This window comes from Chromobacterium haemolyticum (assembly GCF_009936155.1).
Classification (GTDB): Bacteria; Pseudomonadota; Gammaproteobacteria; order Burkholderiales; family Chromobacteriaceae; genus Chromobacterium; species Chromobacterium haemolyticum.
Genome location: NZ_AP019312.1, coordinates 741,177 through 764,902, shown reverse-complemented (window position 1 = coordinate 764,902; position 23,726 = coordinate 741,177). Strand labels below are relative to the sequence as shown.

The 23,726-nt window shown below is 63.7% G+C and carries 25 protein-coding genes; 10 read left to right on the top strand and 15 right to left on the bottom strand.

Annotated elements, in window-relative coordinates:
- Positions 1 to 13 precede the first annotated feature (13 nt).
- From GYH29_RS03400 to mltG, 6 genes are read right to left on the bottom strand one after another with little or no spacing between them, the layout of a single operon-like run.
- Positions 14 to 406, bottom strand: a complete 393-nt coding sequence (locus tag GYH29_RS03400) for a hypothetical protein (RefSeq protein ID WP_043592816.1) — start codon at positions 404 to 406, stop codon at positions 14 to 16.
- A gap of 14 nt (positions 407 to 420) precedes the next feature.
- Entirely contained in the window at positions 421 to 1,191 is a 771-nt protein-coding gene (locus GYH29_RS03395; RefSeq protein WP_161523179.1) for a TatD family hydrolase, read from the bottom strand.
- Between the two features lie 48 nt (positions 1,192 to 1,239).
- Positions 1,240 to 1,614, bottom strand: a complete 375-nt coding sequence (locus GYH29_RS03390; protein WP_019101879.1) for a PilZ domain-containing protein — start codon at positions 1,612 to 1,614, stop codon at positions 1,240 to 1,242.
- 18 nt (positions 1,615 to 1,632) lie between these two features.
- Positions 1,633 to 2,646, bottom strand: coding sequence for a DNA polymerase III subunit delta' (locus tag GYH29_RS03385; RefSeq protein WP_019101880.1), 1,014 nt, complete (start codon positions 2,644 to 2,646; stop codon positions 1,633 to 1,635).
- On the bottom strand, positions 2,646 to 3,281 hold the full coding sequence (gene tmk, locus GYH29_RS03380) for a dTMP kinase (RefSeq protein ID WP_019101881.1): 636 nt from the start codon (positions 3,279 to 3,281) through the stop codon (positions 2,646 to 2,648). The genes GYH29_RS03385 and tmk overlap by 1 nt, the downstream gene beginning before the upstream one ends.
- Positions 3,281 to 4,273, bottom strand: coding sequence for an endolytic transglycosylase MltG (gene mltG, locus GYH29_RS03375; RefSeq protein ID WP_039755172.1), 993 nt, complete (start codon positions 4,271 to 4,273; stop codon positions 3,281 to 3,283). Before mltG ends, tmk begins: the two co-directional genes overlap by 1 nt.
- 198 nt (positions 4,274 to 4,471) lie before the next feature.
- Here mltG and GYH29_RS03370 point away from each other — a divergent pair, with 198 nt between their 5' ends.
- The 8 genes from GYH29_RS03370 (at position 4,472) to GYH29_RS03335 (ending at position 11,607) form a co-directional block, all read left to right on the top strand.
- Positions 4,472 to 5,149, top strand: a complete 678-nt coding sequence (locus tag GYH29_RS03370) for a DUF3313 family protein (protein ID WP_019101883.1) — start codon at positions 4,472 to 4,474, stop codon at positions 5,147 to 5,149.
- Between the two features lie 106 nt (positions 5,150 to 5,255).
- Entirely contained in the window at positions 5,256 to 5,936 is a 681-nt protein-coding gene (locus GYH29_RS03365; RefSeq protein ID WP_019101884.1) for a DUF3313 family protein, read from the top strand.
- 57 nt (positions 5,937 to 5,993) lie between these two features.
- Positions 5,994 to 6,722 (top strand): molybdate ABC transporter substrate-binding protein, encoded by a 729-nt coding sequence (gene modA / locus GYH29_RS03360; protein ID WP_107732809.1) that lies wholly within the window; start codon positions 5,994 to 5,996, stop codon positions 6,720 to 6,722.
- Complete coding sequence (gene modB, locus GYH29_RS03355; protein WP_081576302.1) at positions 6,719 to 7,393, top strand: molybdate ABC transporter permease subunit; 675 nt, start codon at positions 6,719 to 6,721, stop codon at positions 7,391 to 7,393. The genes modA and modB overlap by 4 nt, the downstream gene beginning before the upstream one ends.
- Positions 7,394 to 7,562: 169 nt before the next feature.
- Positions 7,563 to 7,826, top strand: coding sequence for a hypothetical protein (locus GYH29_RS03350; protein ID WP_019101887.1), 264 nt, complete (start codon positions 7,563 to 7,565; stop codon positions 7,824 to 7,826).
- Positions 7,827 to 7,996: 170 nt separating this feature from the next.
- A complete protein-coding gene (fliD, locus tag GYH29_RS03345) occupies positions 7,997 to 9,472 on the top strand; it encodes a flagellar filament capping protein FliD (RefSeq protein WP_161523178.1) in 1,476 nt (491 codons plus the stop codon).
- Between the two features lie 93 nt (positions 9,473 to 9,565).
- A complete protein-coding gene (locus tag GYH29_RS03340; protein ID WP_043592880.1) occupies positions 9,566 to 10,264 on the top strand; it encodes a FadR/GntR family transcriptional regulator in 699 nt (232 codons plus the stop codon).
- Positions 10,265 to 10,335: 71 nt separating this feature from the next.
- Positions 10,336 to 11,607, top strand: coding sequence for a CynX/NimT family MFS transporter (locus GYH29_RS03335; protein WP_019101890.1), 1,272 nt, complete (start codon positions 10,336 to 10,338; stop codon positions 11,605 to 11,607).
- Between the two features lie 208 nt (positions 11,608 to 11,815).
- Here GYH29_RS03335 and GYH29_RS03330 read toward each other — a convergent pair whose 3' ends face one another.
- The 3 genes from GYH29_RS03330 to GYH29_RS03320 are packed head-to-tail and all read right to left on the bottom strand — an operon-like array spanning position 11,816 to position 15,577.
- On the bottom strand, positions 11,816 to 12,340 hold the full coding sequence (locus tag GYH29_RS03330) for a DUF2946 family protein (RefSeq protein ID WP_043592832.1): 525 nt from the start codon (positions 12,338 to 12,340) through the stop codon (positions 11,816 to 11,818).
- 55 nt (positions 12,341 to 12,395) lie between these two features.
- On the bottom strand, positions 12,396 to 14,888 hold the full coding sequence (locus tag GYH29_RS03325) for an ABC transporter permease (protein WP_043592834.1): 2,493 nt from the start codon (positions 14,886 to 14,888) through the stop codon (positions 12,396 to 12,398).
- Positions 14,885 to 15,577 carry an ABC transporter ATP-binding protein gene (locus GYH29_RS03320; protein WP_019101893.1) on the bottom strand — a complete coding sequence of 231 codons (693 nt, stop codon included), beginning with the start codon at positions 15,575 to 15,577 and terminating at the stop codon, positions 14,885 to 14,887. The genes GYH29_RS03325 and GYH29_RS03320 overlap by 4 nt, the downstream gene beginning before the upstream one ends.
- A gap of 2 nt (positions 15,578 to 15,579) precedes the next feature.
- Between GYH29_RS03320 and GYH29_RS03315 the strand changes: the two genes are divergently transcribed.
- Positions 15,580 to 16,179, top strand: a complete 600-nt coding sequence (locus GYH29_RS03315) for an arylesterase (protein ID WP_161523177.1) — start codon at positions 15,580 to 15,582, stop codon at positions 16,177 to 16,179.
- A 202-nt stretch (positions 16,180 to 16,381) separates the two neighbouring features.
- Here the strand turns inward: GYH29_RS03315 and GYH29_RS03310 are convergent, their stop codons facing one another.
- The 6 genes from GYH29_RS03310 to GYH29_RS03285 all read right to left on the bottom strand — a co-directional run bounded on the left by GYH29_RS03310 (position 16,382) and on the right by GYH29_RS03285 (position 22,674).
- Positions 16,382 to 17,614: a GGDEF domain-containing protein gene (locus GYH29_RS03310; protein WP_141113294.1), complete on the bottom strand. Its 1,233-nt coding sequence runs from the start codon at positions 17,612 to 17,614 to the stop codon at positions 16,382 to 16,384.
- Positions 17,611 to 18,813: a GGDEF domain-containing protein gene (locus GYH29_RS03305; protein WP_107732815.1), complete on the bottom strand. Its 1,203-nt coding sequence runs from the start codon at positions 18,811 to 18,813 to the stop codon at positions 17,611 to 17,613. The genes GYH29_RS03310 and GYH29_RS03305 overlap by 4 nt, the downstream gene beginning before the upstream one ends.
- Before the next feature lie 139 nt (positions 18,814 to 18,952).
- Positions 18,953 to 19,567, bottom strand: coding sequence for a peroxiredoxin (locus GYH29_RS03300; RefSeq protein ID WP_019103359.1), 615 nt, complete (start codon positions 19,565 to 19,567; stop codon positions 18,953 to 18,955).
- Positions 19,568 to 19,857: 290 nt separating this feature from the next.
- Complete coding sequence (gene aspS, locus GYH29_RS03295; protein ID WP_019103358.1) at positions 19,858 to 21,651, bottom strand: aspartate--tRNA ligase; 1,794 nt, start codon at positions 21,649 to 21,651, stop codon at positions 19,858 to 19,860.
- Positions 21,652 to 21,735: 84 nt separating this feature from the next.
- On the bottom strand, positions 21,736 to 22,386 hold the full coding sequence (locus GYH29_RS03290) for a DUF502 domain-containing protein (RefSeq protein ID WP_232060504.1): 651 nt from the start codon (positions 22,384 to 22,386) through the stop codon (positions 21,736 to 21,738).
- 24 nt (positions 22,387 to 22,410) lie between these two features.
- Positions 22,411 to 22,674, bottom strand: a complete 264-nt coding sequence (locus tag GYH29_RS03285; protein ID WP_019103356.1) for an FmdB family zinc ribbon protein — start codon at positions 22,672 to 22,674, stop codon at positions 22,411 to 22,413.
- A gap of 265 nt (positions 22,675 to 22,939) precedes the next feature.
- On the opposite strand from GYH29_RS03285, the gene fabI reads away from it, so the two are divergent.
- Positions 22,940 to 23,716 (top strand): enoyl-ACP reductase FabI, encoded by a 777-nt coding sequence (gene fabI / locus GYH29_RS03280; RefSeq protein WP_039756093.1) that lies wholly within the window; start codon positions 22,940 to 22,942, stop codon positions 23,714 to 23,716.
- The last annotated feature ends 10 nt before the right edge of the window (positions 23,717 to 23,726 follow it).

Genomic DNA, 23,726 nt, shown 5'->3' with positions numbered 1-23,726 from the left:
AAGTAACAAGACATCAGCGGCAGCGCTCCGGGCGTTCCGCCTTCTCGCGCACCCAGCCGCCGTCGCAACGGACATTCCCGTCCGCGTCTTGCTGGCAGCTGCCGCGCGGCTGCTTGGCGCAATACGGATTGCCATCCCGCGACAACAGGCAGGCGCCGGGGCCGGCGTAGGTGACGCCATTGGCGCGCACCACCCCGCCGCCCGGATACGGCGAGCACAATACGTTGCCGAATTCATCAATCGCGCATTCGCCCTTGCCGCACATCGCCTGTCCGCGCTGCACCAGAGCGATGCCCCCGTCTTCGGAACAATAGCTGCGGCCGTTCAGATTGACGCAATTGGCCCAAGCCTGGGCCGACAACAGGACGGCCAGCAAGGCCAGCCCGGACAGCAAGATTCGCTTCATGCGCTTTCTCCGCTTCAACGACCGGCCTTGGAGAAGAGCCGGAAAAAATTATCGCTGGTGACGCGCGCCACCTCTTCCAGATCGATGCCGCGCAGTTCCGCGATATGCGCGGCCACATGGCGGACGTAGGCCGGTTCATTGATCTTGCCGCGATAGGGCACCGGCGCCAGATACGGCGAGTCGGTTTCGATCAACATCCGTTCCAGCGGTACTTTCTGAGCCACCTCCTTGACCTGTGCCGCATTCTTGAAAGTCACCACGCCAGAGAAGGAAATGTAGAAGCCCAGCTCCAGCGCCGCCTGCGCCACCTCCCAGGTTTCGGTAAAGCAATGCATCACGCCGCCGCACACTTCAGCGTTCTCTTCACGCATCAGGCGGATGGTGTCCTCGGCGGATTCGCGGGTATGAATCACCAGCGGCAGGCCCACGCGCTTGGCGGCTCGGATATGGGCGCGGAAGCGTTGATGCTGCCAGTCCAGATCGCCTTTGCACCAGTGGTAGTCAAGGCCGGTTTCGCCGATGCCCACCACTCGCGGATGCGCGGCCAGCGCCACCAGCTCGTCCTCGCTGTATTCTTCCGCCTCCGGATCGTCCGGATGCACGCCCACGGTGGCGTACAAATTGCCGTGGCTTTCCGCCAGCGCCAGCACTTGCGGATATTTGGGACGGCTGACGCCGATCACCAGCGCGTGGCTGACCTGGTTGGCCTGCATATTGGCCAGCACTTCCGGCATGCGCGCGGCGAGGTCGGGAAAATTGATGTGGCAATGGGAATCGATAAACATAGTTGCGTCAATCAGGCTGCGGCGCGCGGAAGCGCGTCGCGAAAACAATCACATGGTATGGGTGGGTCGGCTGGAGTTGAGCACGCCGCTGAGCAGGGCCTCGATCTTGTCCTTGGCCTGCTTGCCGGCGTCGCCGGCGACGAACTCGACGCCGACGCCCTGCACCCGGCTGTTATTGGCGCCGGCCGGCGTCAGCCACACCACCTTGGCCTGCACCGCGATGCGCTGCGGGTCGTCCATCAAGGTCAGCAGCAGGAACACTTCCTCGCCCAGCTTCATTTCCTTGTTGGTGGGAATGAAAATGCCGCCGTGGCGCACAAAGGGCATGTAGGCGGCGAACAGCGCGCTGCGCTCCTTGATGTGCAGGGACAGCACCCCGGGACGGTTGGGGTTGAGGTCCGGGCGAGTGGCGGAAGTGTCCATACTTGCTAACCCTCAGTGTCAGGCGGCCTTGCCGCTGGCGAATATCTTGAGATAGTCCATCAGCACCGCCTCCAATTGCAAGCGCGTGTTCAGCGTATGCTGGCCAAACGGCGCCAGTTGGTTGAGCGTTTGCTGGCACGCCATCAATTGCGCGATGTCGGCGCGCGCCGACAGCTGCTGCAAGGCGCGCTCCTGATCTGGATAATAGCGGAGCAAACCGGCCAGTCTCAAACTCGCTAGATCATGCAGCCATTTCATCAGCCAGCCGATGGGTAGCAGCAGCGGCAGTTTCTGTTTGTCCACCGCCTCCGCCAGCTGCAGCACATTGGCGAAGCTGGGCTGGGCCAATCCTTGAACAAACTGGCCACGCAGCTTGGCCAGCGCCGGATCGTGGTCGAACAGCGGCGCGCCGCCATTGTGGGCCAGCTCCAGTTCGGCGTCGGCCACGCCTTGCTCTCGCAACCAGGCCAGCGCTTGCGCCTGGTCCGGCCGCGTCAGCGGGAATTGGCGGCAGCGGCTGCGTATGGTGGGCAGCAGGCGTTGGGGCGCATGCGCCACCAGCAGAAACAAGACCTCCGCCGGCGGTTCTTCCAGGATTTTGAGCAAGGCGTTGGCGGCGGCCGGATTCAGGCTTTCCGCCGGCTCCACCAGCACGATGCGCCGGCCGGCGCGATGGGCGCTCAGATGAGCGAAGTCGATCACCTCGCGCACCGCCTCGATTTTGATCACCGGCAGCTTGCGGCTGACCTTCTTGCCCTCCGCGCCCTCCTTGCCTTCTTCGTCCTCATCGCCCAGCGGCGACAAGCGGCGGAAGTCCGGATGAGTGCCGTGCAGATACCAACGACAGGCTTCGCATTCGCCGCAAGGACGGTGACCGGCTTGGGGGCGTTCGCATAGCAAGGACTGGGCCAGATGTTCGGCGAACTCCAGTTTGCCGATGCCCGCCGCGCCGGTGAACAACCAGGCGTTGGGCAGGCGGTCGCGCTCGGTGTTCAGCCGCGCCCAGTCGCCTTGTTGCCAGGGCAGCAGCATCACGCGGCCTCCAGCAGTTTTTGCAAGCAGGCCGCGATATCCACCTGGATCTCGGCGATGGAACGGCTGGCGTCCAGCACCGCGAAACGCGGCTGTCCGGCGGCGCGCCTCAGATAGGCTTCGCGCACGCGCACGTGGAAATCGGCTTTTTCCTGCTCAAAGCGATCCAGCTGCCGGGTCTTGGACATGCGCTCGGCCGCCACCTCCAACGGCAGGTCGAACAGCAAGGTCAGATCCGGCTGCAAACCGTGTTGCACCCATTGCTCCAGTTCGGCGATGCGCTCGAAGGGCACGCCGCGGCCGCCGCCCTGGAAGGCGAAGGTGGAATCGGTGAAACGGTCGGACACCAGCCACTGGCCGGCGGCGAGCGCGGGCTCGATCACGCTGTGCAGCAATTGCTGGCGCGAGGCGAACACCAGCAGGGTTTCCGCGTCCAGCGAGGCCTCGGTGTCCACCGCCAACAGCAGTTCGCGGATTTTCTCTCCCAGCGGAGTGCCGCCCGGCTCGCGGGTGAATACGGCGTCGACGCCGTGTTGCGCCAGCCAATCGCGGATAAAGGTCAGATGGGTGCTCTTCCCGGCGCCGTCTATGCCCTCCAGGCTGATGAAGCGGCCGCGTTGCTGCTCTAGCGCCATTACTGTCCTTTCTTCAAGATGTATTTGCGCACCGCCTGATTGTGTTCGTCCAGCGTCGCGGAAAAGTGCGAGGTGCCGTCGCCTCGGGCGACGAAATACAGGGCGTTGGTTGCGGCCGGATTAGCCGCCGCGTCCAGCGCCGCCTTGCCCGGCAAGGCGATGGGCGTCGGCGTCAGCCCGGCGCGGGTATACGTATTGTAAGGCGTGTCGCGGCGCAGATCAGCCTTGCCTATCTTGCCCTGGTACAGGCTGCCCATGCCGTAGATCACCGATGGGTCGGTCTGCAGCCGCATGCCCTGCTTCAAACGGTTGACGAACACTCCGGCCACCATTGGGCGGTCGGCGTCTTCGCCGGTTTCCTTTTCGATCAGGCTGGCCATGATCAGCAGTTCGTAAGGCGTGCGGTAAGGCAGCTCCGGCTTGCGTGCCGCCCAGGCCGCCTCCAACCGTTGCTGCATGGCGCTGAAAGCCTGCCGGTACAGTTCAGCGTCTTCTATGCCCGGGCTGAACAAATAGGTGCTGGGAAAGAACAGGCCTTCCGGCTTGGCGTCGCCAAAGCCGAGCCGCCGCATGATCTCCTCGTCGCTCCAGTCCTTGGCGGTGTGCTGGATATCCGGGTTGCGGTCTATCGCCTGACGGAACTGGCGGAAGGTCCAGCCCTCGATCACCGTCAGGCTGGCCTCGTCAGGGTGGCCATCCGCCAAGCGGTTCAAGATGTCCAGCATCGATGCCTGGCCGTCGAAACGATACAGACCCGCCTTGATCTTGCGGTCCACGCCTTGCAGGCGGGCCAGGGCCACCATCACCTGACGGCTGCGAACCACTCCCTCCTGTTCCAGCCCGCGCGCCACCTGGCTCAGGGTGCGGTTGGGCCCCACGGTCAGCTTGTAACCGGCTTCCGGCAAACCAACCGGAATCAGAACCACCCAGGCCAGCCAGGCACAGCCCAGCGCCAGGCACAGCAACATCAGGCGAAACAGTGTTTTCATCATTTGACGGAAAGAATCAGGCAGCGCAGCGGAACGATCGCGCATGATACCAGACAAGCCGGCCTGACCGACATGTCAGGCCTTCCTCCCGCAATCAAGCAAAGTTTGCGCCAAATCAACTGTCCACCTTTCCATTTTGCATAGTTTTGCTCGCGTTCTATACCTGATTAAATGGACTGCTTAAATGATGCGAGTCTTTTCATGAAGCCATTCTTCAATCTGGGATGCGCATTGGTGGCCTGGACGGCGCTGGCCAGATTGGCGGCAGTCCGGCAGACCGACAGGGATTTATGGCGCCTGCCTATGGCGGCCTTCCGGCAAGGCCGGCATGCGCAGCAATTGACTTACCTGCAATCGCCCGCGGCGCTGAACGACTACCACGCGCTGATCGTGGAACCGCTGTTGCTGCTGAACCGGCAACAGGACGGCGGCTGGCAGTTACTGCAAGCCGCGGAACAAGAAATCGTCAACCAGATCCTGCGCCGCCAAGTGGCCGCGCTGTTGCAAGCCTGGCCAATCGCGCTGACCGACGTCGCCACCCCAGGCGTGCTGCGCTTGCGCATCGCGGTGGCGGCGCGCCAGTCTCGGATCGCCCAAGACAGCCAACCGTTGAGCAGCAGCCACGTGGCCCTGCAGCTGCCTTGCATGGCTTCCAATATAGAACCGTATCTGCAACTGGTGTCCTCGGTGTCTCAATTGGAAGACGCGATGGGACGAGGCGTGGTCGCCGGCGGCGTCACCATGCAGTCACAGGCCGAAGCCGAAGCCAGCGACGAGGACGACGGCTGGCGGCAATTGCTGATCCAGGATTGGTCCCCGTTGCTGCGCCAGCAATTGACGCCGACGGCGCGGCACGGCGCGGCCTCGCCTGCGCAATAAACCGCATGACGATAGTCCGCCTCGTCACAAAGTTGCAACAATATCGATGGAACGCCGCTGGGCGGCCGCAGTCCATCTCCCACGCAATCCCCATTGAGCCCGCACGATGAAACCCTTCTTTAAACTCGCCTGCGCGCTGATGGCTTCCGCCTTACTGGCCAATATCGGTCACGCCGGGGACAAGCCGGAGAATCTGGTCCTGCTGCCCAGCGAAGCCTTCCACCCCAGCCCGGATCATGCCGGCCAGGTGTTGTACCTGCAGCCCGGCGTTGATCTGAAACGCTATCACGGCATCCTGATCGAACCGCTGATCTTTCTGGGCCGCCAAGCGGACGGCCAGTGGCAGGCCACGGCGGCGGATGAGCATAACCGGCTCGACGCCTGCTACCGCAACAGCCTGGCCCGGGCGCTATGCCTCGAGGGGCTGCCGGTGGCCGACGCGGCCGGACCGGGCATCGCCCGGCTGCGCGTGGCGGTGGGCGACATGCTGAGGGAACTGGCCGGACCGGATGCGCGGCGGCCATTGCAGGCCTCACTCAATCTGGCCCGCTTCGCAGACGACATCGACCCCTACCTCGCCCAAGTCTCCACCATAGGCCAGCTGGAGGACTCGGAGTCCGGATTGCTGCTGGCCGGCGGCGTCAACCTGCTGGGAAAAGAATTAAATCCGGACGACGCGCAACCCTCCAACGCGGAGTGGCTGCAACAGCGCGTCGACCTTTGGAGCCGCCATCACGCGCGGCAGATGGCCCAACACTTGGCGGCGGCTACACCGTTTGGGGAGTAGGCTAGCGCCCGGGCTGGCGGCATAATGGTCGCCTCATACCCTGTCAGGAAGCAGACCATGCCGCGCAAAGTCTTGAGCTTGTTGCTGTTGCTGTCCCCGCTGTTCGCCGCCGCCGACACCGTCACCGTGGCGGTCGCCAGCAATTTCCAGCAGACGCTGGACAAGGTCGCGGTGGAGTTCAAGGCAGCCAGCGGCCACGACATCAAGGCTAGCGGCGGCGCTTCCGGCAAGCTGGCCGCGCAGATCCGTCAGGGCGCGCCGTTTGACGTGTTCCTGTCCGCGGACGACGAACGCCCTGCCGAATTGCTGCGCGACAAGATAGGCAAACCCGACAGCCGCTTCACCTACGCCATCGGCAAACTCGCGTTGTGGAGCAAGCAGCGCGACGACGCGGGCGAAGCCGCGCTGCGCGGCGGCAACTTCAACAAACTGGCCATCGCCAACCCGGCGGCCGCGCCCTATGGCCGCGCCGCGGTGGAAACCCTGACAGCGCTGAAGCTCGCCGACGCGCTCAAACCCAAGTTCGTCACCGGCGACAATATCAGCCAGACCATGCAGTTCGCCCAAGTCGGCGGAGCCGACTTCGCCTTCGTCGCTTATGCGCAATTGTTGGAGCAAGGCATCTCCAAGCACTACTGGCTGGTGCCCGCCAAGCTGCATCAGCCCATCCGCCAGGACGCGCTGCTCGTGCGCGACACCCCGGCGGCCAGGGCCTTTCTCGCCTTCCTCAAGGGCGACAAGGCCCGCGCGCTGATCAAGAAAGCGGGCTACGACTTCTCGCAATGACGGCTTCCGAATGGGCGGCCATCGCCCTCACGCTGCGGCTGGCCGCCATCAGCACCCTGATCCTGCTCATGCTGTGCGTGCCGCTGGGCTGGTGGCTGTCGCGCACGCGTTCCCGCCTCAAACCGGTGATAGAGGCCGGCGCAACCTTGCCGCTGGTGCTGCCGCCCACGGTGTTGGGCTTCTATCTACTGGTGGCCTTCGGCCCGCATGGTCCCATCGGCCAGCTGACCGCCTGGCTGGGCTGGCCCGGCCTCGCCTTCACCTTTCAGGGGCTGATCATCGCCTCGGTGCTGTATTCCCTGCCCTTCGTGCTGCAGCCGCTCATTGTCAGCTTCAACGCGGTGCGGCGCGAGGAAATCGAAACCGCGATGATGCTGGGCGCCAACCGCTGGCAGCGGCTGACCCGCGTCATTCTGCCTAGCTGCCGTTCCGGCGTGCTCGCCGCAGCCAGCATGGGCTTCGCCCACACCGTGGGCGAGTTCGGGGTGGTGCTGATGATAGGCGGCAATATCGAAGGGGAAACCCGGGTCATTTCCATCGCACTGTACAACCATGTGGAGCAGGCGGACTACGCCAGCGCGCACCGTCTGGGGCTATTGCTGGTCTTGTTCGCCTTCTCCACCCTAGCCCTGGTTTATCGTCTCAACACGCGTCAGCGCCGCTACGACTGAGAACCTGTTCGCGCTTTGACCCGTTGTCGATTTTGCTAACGATACTGATATCTATTGATGCAAGCCGTTACATGACGTCAACAAAATGCAGTGTTCATGCGCTATAACTTGGAGTATCGTTTTTCTCGCCCGTCATGGGACCGACAACCCGCCCTACTAAGGATGAATCATGCGCAAATACCTGATGATCGCTGTTTTGGCCCTGACTTCCGCCAACCTGGCGCTGGCTGACGCCGCCTGCGACGCCAAAGCCGCCGAGAAAAAACTGGCCGGCGCCGCCAAGAGCAGCTTCCTGAAGAAATGCGAGAAAGACGGCGCCGCCGCCAACGCCCAAAAAAGCTGTGACGCCAAAGCCGCCGAGAAGAAACTGGCCGGCGCGGCCAAAGCCAGCTTCGTGAAGAAATGCGTGAAGGACGCGGCCCCGGCCAAGTAAGTCTCCTTCCCGGCGGCCTGTCCGCCGGGACAGCCCGCTCGCCGGCAAATTCCTGATTCTTCGCCTACACTGAGAGGTGGCAACAGGGATTCTGCGGGTGAGCCATGGCAAACAATATCCTCGGAAATTACAATCCGCTGTTATCGCTTTTCGGCAATAACAATCAATTCTTGAGCGGTTTATTGGGCTCGTCGCCCATTGTGCCGCTGATCCGCAGCAGCAACAGCTCGCAAAGCGCCGGCACCGATCCCAATGTGGTGCTGATTTCCGGGCTGGGCCAGTTGCTGTCCAGCCTGAACGTCTTCCAGGACAGCCTGCAACAGATCTATTCCCCGTACGCGGTCAACAACTCCATCAGCGGCAGCAGCAGCAATCCGTCGGTGGCCAGCGTTTCCACCGCCGCCGGCGCGCAAAACGGCAATTACAGCGTATCGGTGTCGCAGCTGGCGCAGGCGCACAGCGCAGTCACCGCCTTTACCTTGCCGGACACCAGCAGCACCGCGGTGGGCAGCGGTACCCTGACCATCAAGACCGGCAGCTACGCCTACACCTCGCCCACCTCGGCCACCAGCTTCACTCCCAGCGGCAGTTCGGCCACGCTGTCCATCAACAACGGCACGCTGTCCAGCATCGCCACCGCCATCAACGGCTCCGGCGTCGGCATGGTGGCCAATATCGTGCAGAATGCCTCCGGCAATTATCAGTTGCAGATCAGCGCCGCCCAGACCGGCGCCAGCAACAACTTTCAGATCCTGGTCAGCGATAACGACGGCAACAATACAGACCAAAACGGCCTGTCCCGTCTCGCTTTCGACCAAACCCAGGCGGTGGGCAGCGGCCAGAACCTGACCCAGACCCAGGCCGCGCAAAACGCCAACTACCTGATCAACGGCGCCTCGGGCTCCAACGCCGGCAACAGCGGCATCTCGCTGGGCTCCTCGGTGTCCATGGACCTGCTGTCCACCGGCAGCACCAATATCTCGGTCAAGCTGGACCTGAACGGCCTCAACGGACAGGCGCAATCGCTGGCCGACGCCTTCAACACCCTGCAAGGCAGCCTGAACGCGCTGCTGGTCAGCGGCGGCTTGCTCAGCCGCGACCCCATCGCCAAGCAATTGGCCAGTAGCATGAACCAGCAGGCCGCCGCCAGTTACAGCAACGGCAGCTCGCTGCTGGTCAAGCTGAACCAGATCGGCCTTAACTTCCAGTATCCGCAACAGTTCGGCCAGATGGGCAGCCTTAGCCTGAGCAACAACAGCCTGCAAAGCGCTTACAGCGGCGACTCCCAAGGCGTGGCCAACCTGCTCTACACCGCTGCCCGAGCGTTGAACTGGCTGGCCAATAGCTACGCCTCCTACGGCAACGGCACCATCCCTCAAACCCTGACCGCCTTGCAAAAAATGCAGTTCAGCCTGCAACTGAGACAATCCGCCACCCCGGCGTCCAACACCATTCCCGCCAATCTCTCCTCCCTGACGGTCAATCAGTCCGGCTCCATCCAGCTGAGCGCGCAACAGATCAGCGCGCTGTCGCTGTACGCGATGGTCTACTCCCTAGGGGCACCCTATGCGGTCAGCTCCCAGATTCTGAACAACGGTCTGGGCCTGTCCGGCAACAGCGGCAACGGCATCTCCACTTATGCATGATTGATATTTGCTATTTGTTTTCCATTTAGCATTGTCGGCACTGTATTGTCCCGCTAAAATTCATCGGATGATTGGATGAATCAGGAGCAAGTCATGTCGGCGCTTCCCTATAAACGCTCGCTGGTCGACATCGCTGTGGAAAACATCGCCAAGCGGCTGGCGGACGGCGATTGGCCGCTGGGCGCTCGCATTCCCACCGAGCCGGAACTGGCGGAACAACTAGGCGTCAGTCGCAACACGGTGCGCGAGGCGGTGCGGGTGCTGCTGTACGCCGGCCTGCTGGAGGTGCGCCAGGGCGACGGCAGCTATGTGCGCGCCACGGTCAACCCCGGCGACGCCATGCGCGCCATCAGCCGCGCCAGCCTGCGCGAACATCTGGAAGTGCGCTGCATGCTGGAGGAAAACGCTGCGCGGCTGGCCGCCAGCCGCTGCCCGGAAGCGGATCTCAGCGCGATAGCGGACGCGCTCGCGCGGCGTGGAGAACGGCTGCCGCAGGAGCCTCTGGAAAACTTCATCGAACGAGATCTTGAATTTCATCTCGCCGTCGCCAACGCCAGCGGCAACCAGGCACTGGCGGAACTCTACGCTTATTTTTCGCGCGCGGTGCGCCAACACGTGCAGCAATCCATCCTCGATGAGGCCCTGCCGGACCCTGACCTCGCCGCCCACCACGCCATTTACGAAGCCATCCGGCTGCGCCGGCCGGACGAGGCCGCGCGCGCCGCCGCCGCCATCACCCGACCCCTGCTGGAGGCGCTGGACCGTTTGCTCAATCGCTCCGCCGCGGCTTGAGCCAGATTCGAGTCGGCCCCCTGGCGCGGGGAGCCCGCTCCGACAACAACAAAAGCGCAGAAGGAAAACCCATGTCCACCCCCAAATCCGTGCCGGATCATTTGCCGGTCGAAGACACGCTGATCGACGCCGAGATAGACGACGCCGGCGTGCAAAGCCAACGTCCCGCGCTGCACCGTCCCTGGCTGTTGCTGCTGGGCCTGATCCTGGTCGGCGTCAACCTGCGGCCGGCGCTGTCCAGCCTGTCCCCAGTGCTGCGCGACGTCGCCGCCAGCCGCGGGCTCAGCGGCCTGATGGCCGGCCTGCTCACCACGCTGCCGGTCGCCTGTCTCGGCCTGTTCGGCCCCTTGGCGCCGCGGCTGGCCCGCCTCTGGGGCAGCGAAAAAACCATCGCGCTCATCCTGGTGACGCTGGCGCTGGGCATTTTGCTGCGCACTCAGTTCGGTCAATTCGGCCTGTTCGCCGGTTCGGCCTTGGCCGGCGCCAGCATCGGCGTCATCGGCGTATTGCTGCCCGGCATTGTCAAACGCGACTTCCCCGCTCAGGTCAGCCTGATGACCGGGGTCTACACCATGGCGCTGTGCCTGGGCGCGGCGCTGGCCGCCGGTCTCACCGTACCGGCAATGCGCTGGATGGGCGACAGCTGGCAAGGCGCGTTGGCGATCTGGGCCAGCCCGGCGCTGCTGGCCTTGCTGGTGTGGTGGCCGCAAACGCGGATCCGGCAGGCGTCCCATCACGGTCAATGGCTGGTGCGCGGCTTGCTGCGCGATCCCTTGGCCTGGCAAGTCACCTTGTTCATGGGTTTGCAGTCGTCGATGGCCTACATCGTGTTCGGCTGGCTGCCGTCCATCCTGATAGACCGCGGCGAGACCGCGCTGCACGCCGGCCTGCTGCTGTCCATTTCCATCATGGTGCAGGTGGTGTCCTCGCTGCTGGTGCCGGCGCTGGGACAGCGCTGTCGCGACCAGCGCCCGCCGATCGCCGTCACCGTGGCGCTGGTGATCAGCGGCCTGCTCGGCATGCTGTTCGCGCCGACAGACAGCCTGCTGTTCTGGGCGGTGCTGCTGGGTCTGGGCCAAGGCGGCCTGTTCAGCATGGCGTTGAGCCTGCTGGCGTTGCGCTCGCCGGATCCCCATGTGGCCGCTCATCTGTCCGGCATGGCCCAGGGCGTCGGCTATGCACTGGCTTCTCTCGGTCCGCTCAGCGTAGGCCTGATCCGCGACCAGACCCACAGCTTGTGGCCGCTGGGTCTGTTATTCACACTCATCTCCGCCGCCACCTTCGCCATGGGCATGTTGGCTGGGCGCAAGCGTCTGGTGCAGGTGGAGTCGCGTCCGCTCTAAGAGCTTGTTCAAAGTCTGCTGCGCTTCGTGGAGCGTTGCACGGTGAGTGCAAGCTCAAAATGCTCATGTACGCCATGTACATTCGGCGTTCTCAGCCGTTTTCGCCTTGTTTCGCCCTTGTTCGCGAGATCGTAAACAGGTTCTAAGCCATCCGCGGACCAAACAAAACCCCGGGCAAGCCCGGGGTTTTGTTTGACGGTGAAACGGCTCAGCCTTTGGGCCGTCCGACGATGCCGTAACGCAGCCACAAATCCGGCAGGCTCTCCTTCCCCAGCGGAATCGCCGCCTTGCCCAGCGCCAGCCTGTCCGGCAACGAGGCCATGTCGCCGTCCCAGCCCGGCGCCCCTTCTTCCAGCACCGCGGCCAGGTCGCGGTCATCCACCGCCGCCAGCTCGCCGCCGATCTCGATCAACAACATGCCTTCCGGCGTCAGCCAGGCGGAGCGCGCAGGCACGTCGTCGTCGTACGGCAGCGTGCTCCAACCCGACGGAGTGCGCCGCGCCACCAGCGGCGCGGCGTCCAGCGTCACATAGACTTTTTGCGGCCCGTTCTGCACATAACAGCGCCCCAGACCGTCGCGGCTGTAGTTGCGGCCAAAAAACTCGGTCATCGCCTCATGCTGCAAGCGCTCGTCCTTGATCCACCACTGGCCGCGCGCGTCCAGCCGCAACCAGCCAAACACGGCGGGCACGTTCGGCCACTTGGCCATTGCCGCCTGTACTATCGCATCCATCATGCGTCTCCTTGCGGGTTTCGCCCCGCTTGACTCTCAGCTTTGACCACCAAACTCAAATCGCTCTCAACACCGCCATCGGCGAAGTCCGGGTCACTCTCCCGACGAGCGGCCAACCGGCCACCACCACCACCAGCGCGCCACAGGCGATGCCGGCGGGCAACAGCCACGGATTGAACACCAAGGGCAGGTTGAACAATTTGACCGAAGCCAAAGCGCCGATGCCCATCGCGCCCAATGCCGCCAATAAACCGGAAAACGCGCCCAGCCAGGCCAGTTCCGCCAGCACCACGCTGCGCACCTGCCGCCGCGACGCCCCCAGCGCCCGCATCAGGCCGACATCGAACAGCCTCTCGTCGCGAGTGGCCGCCAGCGACGCCCACAACACCAGCACGCCGGCGGCCAAGGCCAGGCCGAACATGGCCTCGATGCCGCGCGACAGCTTGTCCATCATCGCCCTCACCTCGGTCAGGATCGCCCCGACGTCGATCACGGTCAGATTGGGAAACTCGCCCACCAGGCGATTGACGAAATCCTCGTCCGCCGCCTCCAGCCGGAAGCTGGTGATCCAACTGGCCGGCTGCTGACTGAACTGACCGGGCGTGCCGATCACGAAGAAATTGACGCGGAAGCTGTCCCACGGCACTTCGCGCAAACTGGTGACCTTGGCGCGGTAAGCGGTGCCGGCCAGATCGAAAACCAGCGTATCGCCCAGCTTGATGCCCAAAGTGCCGGCCAGTTCCCGTTCCACCGAGAACTGCGGCGGAATCCGTTTCTGAACTGGCCACCACTGGCCCGCCGTCAGCTTGTTGCCCGGCGGCAACTCATCGCGCCAAGAGAGGTTGAACTCCCGCTCGGCCAAGCGCCGCGCGCGTTCGTCCTCATACGCGGATGGCCGCACCGGGCGCTCGTTGATCGCGATCAGCCGCGCCCGCACCATGGGCGCCAATTCAGGCGCCGCGCGTCCCTCCGCGGCGAAGGCGTTGCGCACGCCGTCGAGCTGGTGGCGCTGAATATTGATGACGAATTTATTCGGCGCGTCCGCCGGCACGCTGCGTTGCCAGGCGCCGATCAGGTCGTCGCGCACAATGGTCAGCGTCAGCAAGGCCATCAGGCCCACCGACAAGGACACGATCTGGATCACCGCCAGCCAGTGACGGCGGGCGATATTGGCGATGCCGAAGCGCCAGCCCACGCGGCGTCCGCGCGGCAGCCGCCGCATCAGATAGACCACGCCCAGCGCCAGCGCGCCCACCGCGGCGAAGAAACCCAGCATGCCGGCCAGCAGCCAGCCGGCCACAGCCAGGTCGCCAACTTGCCAGGCGGCCAGGCCCAGCAGCGCCACCAGGGCCAGCAAGGGCGCCAGCAGACCCTGACGCGTCGGCGTCAATTCATCGCGCAGCACCGCCGCCGGCGGCACGTCGCGTATACCCATCAAGGGCGGCAGAGCCAGGCCGGCCAGCAACACCAGCGAGGCCAACGGCCCCACCAGCCAGGTCAGCCAGCCCGGATCCGGCAGAATCTCGCCGACATAACCGCTGGCCAGCCGCATCAGCGCCAGTTGCACGCCGAAGCCGCCGGCGGTGCCCAAAGCGCCGGCCAGCAGACCCAACAATAGAAACAGGCTGACGAACAAGCCCCACACCTCGCCCGCCGTCAGACCCAGGCAGCGCAACACCGCCACCTGCTGCCAATGGCGCGCCAGGTAACGGCGAACCACCAGCGCCACCGCTGACGCAGCCAGCGCCACGGTCAGCATCGCGGTCAGGCCGAGAAAGCGCCGCGCGCGCTCCAGCGCTGTGCGCACCTCCGGCCTCGCCTCCTCGACGTTTTCCAGCCGCGCGTCTTTGGGCTTGGCCTTGTCCAGCCACTGGCGGAAATCGGCGATGCCGCGATCGTCGCCGGCGAACATCAAGCGCCAGCGCGCGCGGCTGCCTTCCTGGATCAGGCCGGTGGCGGCGAGGTCGGCGCGGTTGAACATCAGCCGCGGCACGAAGTTGTACAAATCCATCGCGCCGTCCGGCTCGCGGATGATTTCGCCGGCCAGCCGCAGTTGCGCGCCTCCCACGCCCAGGGTGTCGCCCAGCTTCAGCTTCAAGCGCCGCATCAGCCTGGCGTCGGCCCAGGCAGTGCCCGCGGCCGGTCGCAAGCTGCCGCTGGCGATGCGGCCGTCGGCCAGCCTCACGCTGACTTCACCGCGCAGGGGATAGTTGTCGCTGACCGATTTATACGTGGCCAAAGCCGCCTGGCCGCCGGAAAACACCATGGAAGGAAAGCTGATGTTGTCGGCCAGCCGCAGGCCCCGCTTCTCCGCTTCGCGGCGGATAGGCTCCGGCGCCGGCTGATTGCCGTTGAGCACCAAGTCCGCGGCCAGCAGCTGCGTGGCCTGGGTGGTCAGCGCGCGCTCTACGCGGTCGGAGAAAAAGGCCACGCTGCTCATCGCCATCACCGCCACTACCAGGGCCAGGGCCAGGATGGTGAGCTCGCCGGACACCAGTTCGCGGCGGATGAAGCGCAACACCAAGGTTAAGCGGCCGGCGAGAGTCATGAGCGCGCCCCGTTGAGCTTGCCTTCCACCAGCCGGTAGATGGCGTCGCAGCGGCTGGCCAGCTCGGTGTCGTGGGTGACCAGCACCAGAGCGGTGCCCTGCTCGGCGTTGAGCTGGAACAGCAGATCGATGATCTGGCGGCCGCTGTGCGGGTCCAGATTGCCGGTGGGCTCGTCGGCGAACAACAGCCCGGGGTGAATGACAAAAGCGCGCGCCAAGGCGACCCGTTGCTGCTCGCCGCCGGACAGGTGGCGCGGATAATGGCCCAGCCTATGGCTGAGGCCGACGCGGTCCAGCATCTGGCGCGCCGCTTCGCGCGCGTCGGCGCGGCCGGCCAGCTCCAGCGGCAGCATCACGTTTTCCTGCGCGGTCAGTTGCGGCATCAGCTGGAAATTCTGGAACACGAACCCCACCTTGTCTCTGCGCAGCAGCGCGCGCGCGTCTTCGCTCAAGCCGGACAAGGCTTGGCCAAACAAGGACACCTCGCCGCCGGACGGATGATCCAGACCCGCCAACAGGGACAACAGGGTAGACTTGCCGGAACCGGAAGCGCCGACGATGGCCACGCTCTCGCCCGGATACAGGGTTAGCGTGGCGCTGCGCAGGATGTTCAGCGGCTCGCCGTGGAAATGCACCTGCTTGGCCAGCTCGCTGGCCGCCAACACCGCCTGAGTTTCAATTGGATTCATTTATGCGCTCGATACTAAGCAAAGTTCTACTTTCCGCCGGCCTGTGCCTGCTGATGTTGCCGGCGTCCGCCGCCACGATATTGGTCTTCGGAGACAGCCTGTCCGCCGGTTACGGCCTGTCTCCCGGCCAGGGCTGGGTCAGCCTGCTCGCCAAGGAGATGGGGGCGAAGCACCGCATCGTCAATGCCAGCATCTCAGGCGAAACCACCGCCGGCGGCCTGGCCAGGTTGCCAGACGCGCTGGCGCGCCATCGCCCGGACATCCTGGTGCTGGAGCTAGGCGCCAACGACGGGCTGCGCGGCCTGCCGCTGGAACAGATGCGCGGCAACCTGTCCAAGATGATCGCCTTGGCCAAACAAAGCAAGGCCAAGGTGGTGCTGGTGGGCATGGCCCTGCCCCCGAACTATGGCCCGCAATATGGCGCCGAGTTCCGCAAAGCCTACGCCGACTTGGCCAAACGCGAGCGCCTCTCCTTCGTGCCCTTGCTGGTGGCCGGCTTCGAGGCCGATTTGTCCCAGTTCCAACCGGACGGGCTGCACCCTGTCGCCGCCGCCCAGCCCGCGATGATGCGCACGGTCAAGGCCAAGCTGCCGCTGAGCTGAAACACCTCCCGCGCGGCGGTTTTCCGTTGCGTCGTGACATTTGCGGCGGTGACTGTCTTAGAGCCTGTTCAAAATCTCGCGAGCAAGAGCGAGACAAGGCGAAAACGAGCGAAAAAGCGGAATGTACACGTGGTACATGAGCATTTTGAGCTTGTACTCACCGTGCAACGCTTCACGACGCGCAGCAGATCGTGAACAGGTTCTAACCCCGCTCCGGCTCAGCATCCCACACGCACACCCGGTTGCGACCGGATGCTTTGGCCCGGTACAAGGCGGCGTCCGCCTGCAGCAAAGCCTGCTGGCTGCCGTTCAGCGGCGGCTGGCCCGCCACGCCGATGGACACCGTCTGCGCGTAGCCGTCGGGCAATCCGTCCAGTTGAGCTTGGGCCAGGCGCAGCCTGACCGCCTCCATCTTCTCCGCCAGCCTCTCAGGCGCCAAGCCAGGGGCCAGCACCACAAACTCCTCTCCGCCATAGCGCGCCAGCGTCATCCAGCCCTCCAGACAGGAGGCAATGAGCTGCGCCGCCTGCTGCAACACCTGGTCGCCCACCAAATGGCCAAAGCGGTCGTTCACTTGCTTGAACTCGTCCAGATCCAACATCGCCAGGCTCCAGACCGCCTCGTTGGACTGATCCAGTTCCGCCATCCGGCAACGCAAGGCCCGCTGATTCAAGCAGCCGGTCAACACGTCGGAGTCCGCCAGCAGATTCATCTGCTCTGCCGCCTGCTGCAACATCTGCCTGCGCTGTTCCAGCAGTTCCCGCTTGGCCGCGCTTTCCGCGTACAGCGCTTGCAGGCAGCGCAGCACCACCGCATTGCGCTCGCGCAGCCTCACGGTGTCGCGCAGCAGGGGATTGAAGCTGGACAGGAATTCCCACTGCACCAGGATGAAGATCACCGCGCCCACCAGCAAAGCGCTGTACAGCAAAGTGCCCTCGCAGTGGAAACGATACAGCGGGTATATCCAGTAACCGACGAAAAACGTCAGGTGCAGATCGCGGCACGGGGCCAGCAGCAGGCAGACCGCGGCGAAGCCGCCGGCCAGCCACAGCACCACCACGATGCGGTAAGGCCCCTCCGTCTGGGGAAACATGAACCACATCATCATGCTCCACACCAGCGCGCTGAACAGCATCAACTGCCGCAGCGCCTGATAATGCCGGAACACTTGGTCCTGGCTATGCGCGTCACGGCGAAAACGATAAACCAGGCGCGCGAACAGCAATTGCATCAACAGGAACATCCCCACCCAGCTCAAGATGCGCCAGCCGGGCGCATGCCCGAACATCAGCAGACCAAACAGCGGGATGGCGATGAAAGATTGCAGAATCGAGAGCTGGAGCATGGAAACGAACTGACGCACCAATTCCGCCTCCAACTGCGGATGAGGCGCTTGCCAGGGAAACGGCATCAGAATGCCCAGTCTCCGCCTCACGCCTCGGCCTCTCTCGCCAGGCAGACGCGGTCGCGCCCCTGCGCCTTGGCTTGATACAGCGCCTTGTCCGCCTGTTGCAGCAGACTCAGCGGGTCCACGCCCCGCCGCCAGGCGGCCACGCCGCAGGACAAGGTCACGGGCAAGTCGCCGGTCAGACGCCTCCAGTCCCAGCCGCCCACCTTGCCGCGCAGCGCTTCCATGCGCCGGTTCAACTCGGAGCCGCTGCAGGCAGGCGCCAGCAGCAGGAACTCCTCCCCGCCGTAACGGCCGAACAGCTCGCCGTCCGCCAGCGCCTGCTGCGCCAGCGCGCACAGCTGTTGCAGCACCTCGTCGCCGCGCGCATGGCCGCAACTGTCGTTGATGCGCTTGAAATGGTCCAGATCGATGATGGCGATGGCGAAAGGCGCGCCCTGGGTTTCCGAATGCTCCAGCAAGCGCTCCATTTCCCGCATCAAGGAACGCATGTTCAACACGCCGGTCAAGGGATCGCGCGAGGCCAGCTCGCTGATGCGCTCCACCGCCCCGTCCAGTTCTATGTTTTTCTGCTCCAGCATCGCGTTGTAACTATCCAACTGCGCCTGCTCCAACGTCAACTCTCGCATCAGGCTGGCGTTTTCTGCGCGCTGTCCCATGGATTCCAGCGCAAAGCGATGCAACAAAGAAGTGAACAGCGTCAGCGACAGGCAATAGACGAGGCCGGAAGCGCCCACCCAGCGCAACACCGGTTCCGGAGAGAGAAACAAACGCAGCAGCAGCAAGCCCCAGAGCGGACCGACGAAGCCGTAAAACAGCTCGCGGCGCGCCGACAGCATCGCGCCTTGCACCGCGCTGACCGCAATGCCCCACAGCACCACGATCAGGCTGTATGTCAGGTCGTCGCCGGGCATCAGAATCCAGGCCGCGACGCCCCAGCCCGAGCCCGCGGCGACGATCTGCGCTGAAAAACGCCGGTACAAGGCGGCGATCTGCCAATCGTCGTGTTCGGGGCAACGGCTGGCGCGCCAAGTGGTGCCCCACAGGCTCAGCAGCAGCAGGCTGAAAAGCAACAGCCACAGCAAGGCGGCCGCGAGCGGCGCCCTTCCCCATTCCAGACCGGTCAGTAAAGCCGCGCCCAACAAGGCGTGCGGCACAGACAGGTGGGTGGAGCGCATCACATGCAGCATGGTGTAGCTGTCCAGCTGGCTGATCGGCAAAGACATGGCTCGGGCCTGTCGTTATCTTGGTAACTTATTGTTAGTTATAGCGAGCAATGCGCCAAGTCGGCCAAGGCCGCGCAAGAAAAAGCCCCGCGGGCCAAGGCGCGCGGGGCAGGGTCGGACGCAATCCGTTTACGACGAATTACAGGTCCTTGGCGTTTTCAGCCAGGTAGGAAGCCACGCCCTCGGCGCTCGGCTTCATGCCTTTCTTACCCTTGTTCCAACCCGCCGGGCACACTTCGCCGTGCTCTTCGGTGAATTGCAGCGCGTCAACCATGCGCAGCATTTCGTCGACGTTGCGGCCCAGCGGCAGGTTGTTCACCACTTGGTGCTGCACCACGCCGGAGCGGTCGATCAGGAAAGAACCGCGGAAAGCGACGCCGCCATCGGCTTCCACGTCGAAGGCCTTGCACAGTTCGTGCTGAATATCGGCCACCAGGGTGTAACCAACCTGGCCAATGCCGCCTTTTTCCACCGGGGTGTTGCGCCATGCGGCGTGGGTGAACTGGCTGTCGATGGACACGCCGATTACTTCCACGTTCTTGGCTTTGAAGTCGGCCAGACGGTGGTCGAAAGCGATCAGTTCGGACGGGCACACGAAGGTGAAGTCCAGCGGGTAGAAGAATACTACCGCGTACTTGCCGGCGGTAGCTTGCTTGAAGGAGTAGTTGTCAACGATCTGACCATCGCCCAGCACGGCGGAGAAGGTTTTCGCGCCATCGAAGAAGGGGGCTTGTTTGCCAACGAGTACGGCCATTGCGGATCTCCTTAAAGGTCTTGGTATGACTGCGCTTCCCTGATCGGGCGTCGGGAAACGCGGCGGAATGCGAGGCTTTATAAATCAGGCCCGCCGATATCGGCAAATTGTAAATCCATATCGTTGCGATAAAGTTTTGCAATGCCGGCCCGGCAGGCGCTCGCGTCAAGTATGAGGCCGCTATTAGATTGGGCCAAAAGCGCAAGGTTCAAGCCAAGGACGCCGAGAGCCGCCGAATGAAAAACGGCCGCTGCTTGCGCAACGGCCGTTATCGTCGGATCAAACCGGCATCAAGCGGACGGCTCGGCCTTCTGGCGCAGACGCAGGTTCAGTTCGCGCAGTTGCTTGTCGTCCACCGCGTTGGGCGCGTTGGTCAGCAGGCACTGGGCGCGCTGGGTTTTCGGGAAGGCGATCACGTCGCGGATGGATTCCGCGCCGCACATCAGCGTCACCAGGCGATCCAGACCGAAGGCCAGGCCGCCGTGCGGCGGCGCGCCGAACTTCAGGTTGTCCAGCAGGAAGCCGAACTTGTTCTGTTGCTCTTCCGGGCTGATCTTCAGCGCGCCGAACACTTTTTCCTGGATGTCGGCGCGATGGATACGGATGGAGCCGCCGCCGATTTCCCAGCCGTTCAGCACCATATCGTAGGCGCGCGCCAGGCAGGCGCCCGGATCGGTGGCCATCAGGTCCTCGTGACCCGGCTTCGGGCTGGTGAACGGATGGTGGCAAGCGGTCCAGCGATCGTCGTCCTCGTCGTGCTCGAACATCGGGAAGTCCACCACCCACAGCGGACGCCATTCCTTGACGAAGTAGCCGTTGGCCAGGCCATGCTCGTGGCCGATCTTGATGCGCAGCGCGCCGATGGCCTCGTTCACCACCTTGGCCTTGTCCGCGCCGAAGAAGATGATGTCGCCGTTTTGCGCGCCGGTGCGCTCGATGATGGCTTTCAGGCCGCCCTCGGACAGGAACTTGACGATGGGCGACTGCAGGCCTTCTTCAGTCGGCTTGCTGGCGTCGTTGACCTTGATGTAAGCCAGGCCCTTGGCGCCGTAGATGCCGACGAACTGGGTGTAGTCGTCGATTTCCTTACGGCTGAGGCCGGAACCGCCCGGCACGCGCAGGGCCACCACGCGACCATTGGCCATGTCGGCGGCGCCGCGGAACACCTTGAACTCTTCCGACTTCATCACATCGGTCAGTTCGGTGAATTTCAGGTCCACGCGCATGTCCGGCTTGTCGGAGCCGTAGTAGAACATCGCGTCGGCGTAAGTCATGCGCGGGAACTGCGGCAGCTCCACGCCCAGCACGTCGCGGAAGATCTCCTTGGTCATGCCCTCGGTGATGTCCATGATCTGGTCCTCGTTCAGGAACGAGGTCTCGATATCGATCTGGGTGAATTCAGGCTGACGGTCGGCGCGCAGGTCTTCGTCGCGGAAGCACTTGGTGATCTGGTAGTAGCGGTCAAAGCCGGCCACCATCAACAATTGCTTGAACAGCTGCGGCGATTGCGGCAACGCGAAGAATTCGCCCGGATGCACGCGGGACGGCACCAGGTAATCCCGCGCGCCTTCCGGTGTGGAGCGGGTCAGCATCGGGGTTTCGATGTCGATGAAGCCCTGCTTGTCCAGATGGTTGCGCACGCCCATCGCCACCTTGTAGCGCAAACGCAGGTTTTTCTGCATCGCCGGGCGGCGCAGATCGATCACGCGGTTGGTCAGGCGCACGTTCTCGGACAGGTTTTCGTCGTCGATCTGGAACGGCGGCGTGGCGGCGGCGTTGAGGATTTCGATGTCCTTGGCCAGGATTTCGATCTCGCCGGAAATCATCTTGCTGTTGGCGGTGCCGGCCGGGCGCTCGCGCACGATGCCGGTGATGGACAGCACGTATTCGCCGCGGCTGCTGTCGGCCAGTTGAAACGCTTCCGGGGTGTCCGGATCAATCACCACCTGCACCAGACCTTCGCGGTCGCGCAGGTCGATGAAAATCACGCCGCCATGGTCGCGGCGGCGATGAGCCCAGCCCTTCACGGTGACGGTCTGGCCGAGGTATTTCTTGTCAATAAGTCCGCAATAGTCGGTACGCATTTGGGTAAACCCTTTTATTCAAATTCGTTGAGGCTTCCCCGCCCGGGGGAAAGAAAGGCGTTAAGGGCTAGACAGGGTGTCGGTCTAGCCCTGCCGATTATGTTCGTCGTTCAGACGTGGACGCTGAGCGGCCGGCGGCGGGTTCGGCGCCACCATGCCCATGGAGATCGCGTATTTCAACGCCTCGTCCACGCTCATGTTCAGGTCGCGGGTGTCCTTCTTGGCCACCATCACGAAATAACCCGAAGTCGGGTTGGGGATGGTGGGCACGTAGACCCCGATGAACTCGTCGTCGGACAGCGATTCGGACACGACTTCAGGCAGCGGGCCGGTCTGAAACGCCACCGTCCACATGCCGGAGTGAGGGAACTGCACCAGCAGCGCCTTCTTGAAGGCCTGGCCGGAGTCGGACAGCAAGGTGTCGCTGACTTGCTTGACGCTGTTGTAAATGCTCTTCACCACCGGGATGCGCGACAGCAGCGCATCCCACATGTCCAGCACGCGCTGGCCCAGCACATTGGCGGCCAACATGCCGGTGCCCAGCAGGATCAGCACCGACAGCACCACGCCCAGGCCCGGCAGATGGAAGCCGAGCAAGGCCTCCGGCTGCCATTCCTGCGGCAACAGGTTCAGAGTCTGGTCCAGCGAAGTGACGATCAGGTTCAACACCCACAGCGTCACGGCCAGGGGCAGCCACACCAGCAAGCCGGTGACCAGATACCCCTTTAGCGTCATTTTGATTTGCGGCGTCATCGGGGTTTACGCGCACCCACAGCCAGTGCCGCAACTATGTCCGCCGCCGCTGTCAGAAGACGCGCTGTCCGACGACGCGGAGGACGAGCCGCCCTTGAAGTCCGTGGCGTACCAGCCGGAACCTTTCAGCTGGAAGCCGGCCGCGGACAGCTGCTTGCGATACTCGGCGCTGCCGCAGGCAGGGCACTGCGCGATCGGCTCGTCGCTGAGTTTTTGCAGATGCTCTTTGGCGACGCCGCAGGCGCCGCAACGGTATTCGTAGATTGGCATAGCTTTGCTTCCCCACCAGTAATCATGATGGCATAATAAACCGAACTCATGCTGCACTGCACTATCCGAGCGTGAACTTACGCTCGGCATGCCTAGTCGGACAGATGCGGACGAAGCGCCTTGAGATCAAGCCTTCGTTCCCGCCAAATCGTCGATTATATCCGACTGAATCGTCAATACAAAAATCCCTTTGCTTCATTAGCCCGCAATACTGCCCTGCAACCCTACAAATCCCGGAGGTCACATGGTTTACCAAGAGGGTCAGATGGAAAGCATTCGCAACATTCTTGCCGGCAAGAAAGGCTTGATCGTCGGCATCGCCAATGAAAACAGCATCGCCTACGGCTGCGCCAGCGTGCTGCGCGACCTGGGCGCCGAATTCGCCGTCACCTACCTGAACCAGAAAGCGGAAAAATACGTGCGTCCGCTGGCCGACCAACTGGGCTCGCCGCTGGTGCTGCCGCTGGACGTGGAACAGCCGGGGCAAATGGAAGCGGTGTTCGAGGCGATTCGCCAGCAATGGGGCAAACTGGATTTCGTCATTCACTCCATCGCCTTCTGCCCCATGGACGATCTGCACGGCCGCGTCACCGACTGTTCCCAAGCCGGCTTCCAGCAGGCGATGCGCGTGTCCTGCTACTCCTTCATCGAGATGGCGCGTCTGGCCGAGCCCTTGATGATTCAGGGCGGCAGCCTGATCACCATGAGCTATTACGGCGCCGACAAGGTGGTGGAGAACTACAACATCATGGGCCCGGTCAAGGCTGCGCTGGAAAGCGTGTCGCGCTATCTGGCCAGCGAACTGGGCCCCAAGAACATCCGCGTGCACGCGGTGTCTCCCGGCCCGCTGCGCACTCGCGCCGCCTCCGGCATTGCCCACTTCGACCAATTGATCGAAGATGCCATCGCGCGAGCGCCGCAAAACCGCCTGGTGGAAATCGAGGACGTAGGCACCACCTGCGCCTTCCTGATCTCCGAAGCCGCCCGCGGCCTGACCGGTCAGACCATCTATGTCGACGGCGGCCACCACATCAAGGCTTGAGGAGACACAC

Bases quoted from the DNA above. Each gene is read 5' to 3' on its own strand.
- GYH29_RS03400 (WP_043592816.1), bottom strand. From the start codon at position 406: ATGAAGCGAATCTTGCTGTCCGGGCTGGCCTTGCTGGCCGTCCTGTTG.
- GYH29_RS03395 (WP_161523179.1), bottom strand. From the start codon at position 1,191: ATGTTTATCGATTCCCATTGCCACATCAATTTTCCCGACCTCGCCGCG.
- GYH29_RS03390 (WP_019101879.1), bottom strand. From the start codon at position 1,614: ATGGACACTTCCGCCACTCGCCCGGACCTCAACCCCAACCGTCCCGGG.
- GYH29_RS03385 (WP_019101880.1), bottom strand. From the start codon at position 2,646: ATGCTGCTGCCCTGGCAACAAGGCGACTGGGCGCGGCTGAACACCGAG.
- tmk (WP_019101881.1), bottom strand. From the start codon at position 3,281: ATGGCGCTAGAGCAGCAACGCGGCCGCTTCATCAGCCTGGAGGGCATA.
- mltG (WP_039755172.1), bottom strand. From the start codon at position 4,273: ATGATGAAAACACTGTTTCGCCTGATGTTGCTGTGCCTGGCGCTGGGC.
- GYH29_RS03370 (WP_019101883.1), top strand. From the start codon at position 4,472: ATGAAGCCATTCTTCAATCTGGGATGCGCATTGGTGGCCTGGACGGCG.
- GYH29_RS03365 (WP_019101884.1), top strand. From the start codon at position 5,256: ATGAAACCCTTCTTTAAACTCGCCTGCGCGCTGATGGCTTCCGCCTTA.
- modA (WP_107732809.1), top strand. From the start codon at position 5,994: ATGCCGCGCAAAGTCTTGAGCTTGTTGCTGTTGCTGTCCCCGCTGTTC.
- modB (WP_081576302.1), top strand. From the start codon at position 6,719: ATGACGGCTTCCGAATGGGCGGCCATCGCCCTCACGCTGCGGCTGGCC.
- GYH29_RS03350 (WP_019101887.1), top strand. From the start codon at position 7,563: ATGCGCAAATACCTGATGATCGCTGTTTTGGCCCTGACTTCCGCCAAC.
- GYH29_RS03340 (WP_043592880.1), top strand. From the start codon at position 9,566: ATGTCGGCGCTTCCCTATAAACGCTCGCTGGTCGACATCGCTGTGGAA.
- GYH29_RS03335 (WP_019101890.1), top strand. From the start codon at position 10,336: ATGTCCACCCCCAAATCCGTGCCGGATCATTTGCCGGTCGAAGACACG.
- GYH29_RS03330 (WP_043592832.1), bottom strand. From the start codon at position 12,340: ATGGATGCGATAGTACAGGCGGCAATGGCCAAGTGGCCGAACGTGCCC.
- GYH29_RS03325 (WP_043592834.1), bottom strand. From the start codon at position 14,888: ATGACTCTCGCCGGCCGCTTAACCTTGGTGTTGCGCTTCATCCGCCGC.
- GYH29_RS03320 (WP_019101893.1), bottom strand. From the start codon at position 15,577: ATGAATCCAATTGAAACTCAGGCGGTGTTGGCGGCCAGCGAGCTGGCC.
- GYH29_RS03315 (WP_161523177.1), top strand. From the start codon at position 15,580: ATGCGCTCGATACTAAGCAAAGTTCTACTTTCCGCCGGCCTGTGCCTG.
- GYH29_RS03305 (WP_107732815.1), bottom strand. From the start codon at position 18,813: ATGTCTTTGCCGATCAGCCAGCTGGACAGCTACACCATGCTGCATGTG.
- GYH29_RS03300 (WP_019103359.1), bottom strand. From the start codon at position 19,567: ATGGCCGTACTCGTTGGCAAACAAGCCCCCTTCTTCGATGGCGCGAAA.
- aspS (WP_019103358.1), bottom strand. From the start codon at position 21,651: ATGCGTACCGACTATTGCGGACTTATTGACAAGAAATACCTCGGCCAG.
- GYH29_RS03290 (WP_232060504.1), bottom strand. From the start codon at position 22,386: ATGACGCTAAAGGGGTATCTGGTCACCGGCTTGCTGGTGTGGCTGCCC.
- GYH29_RS03285 (WP_019103356.1), bottom strand. From the start codon at position 22,674: ATGCCAATCTACGAATACCGTTGCGGCGCCTGCGGCGTCGCCAAAGAG.
- fabI (WP_039756093.1), top strand. From the start codon at position 22,940: ATGGAAAGCATTCGCAACATTCTTGCCGGCAAGAAAGGCTTGATCGTC.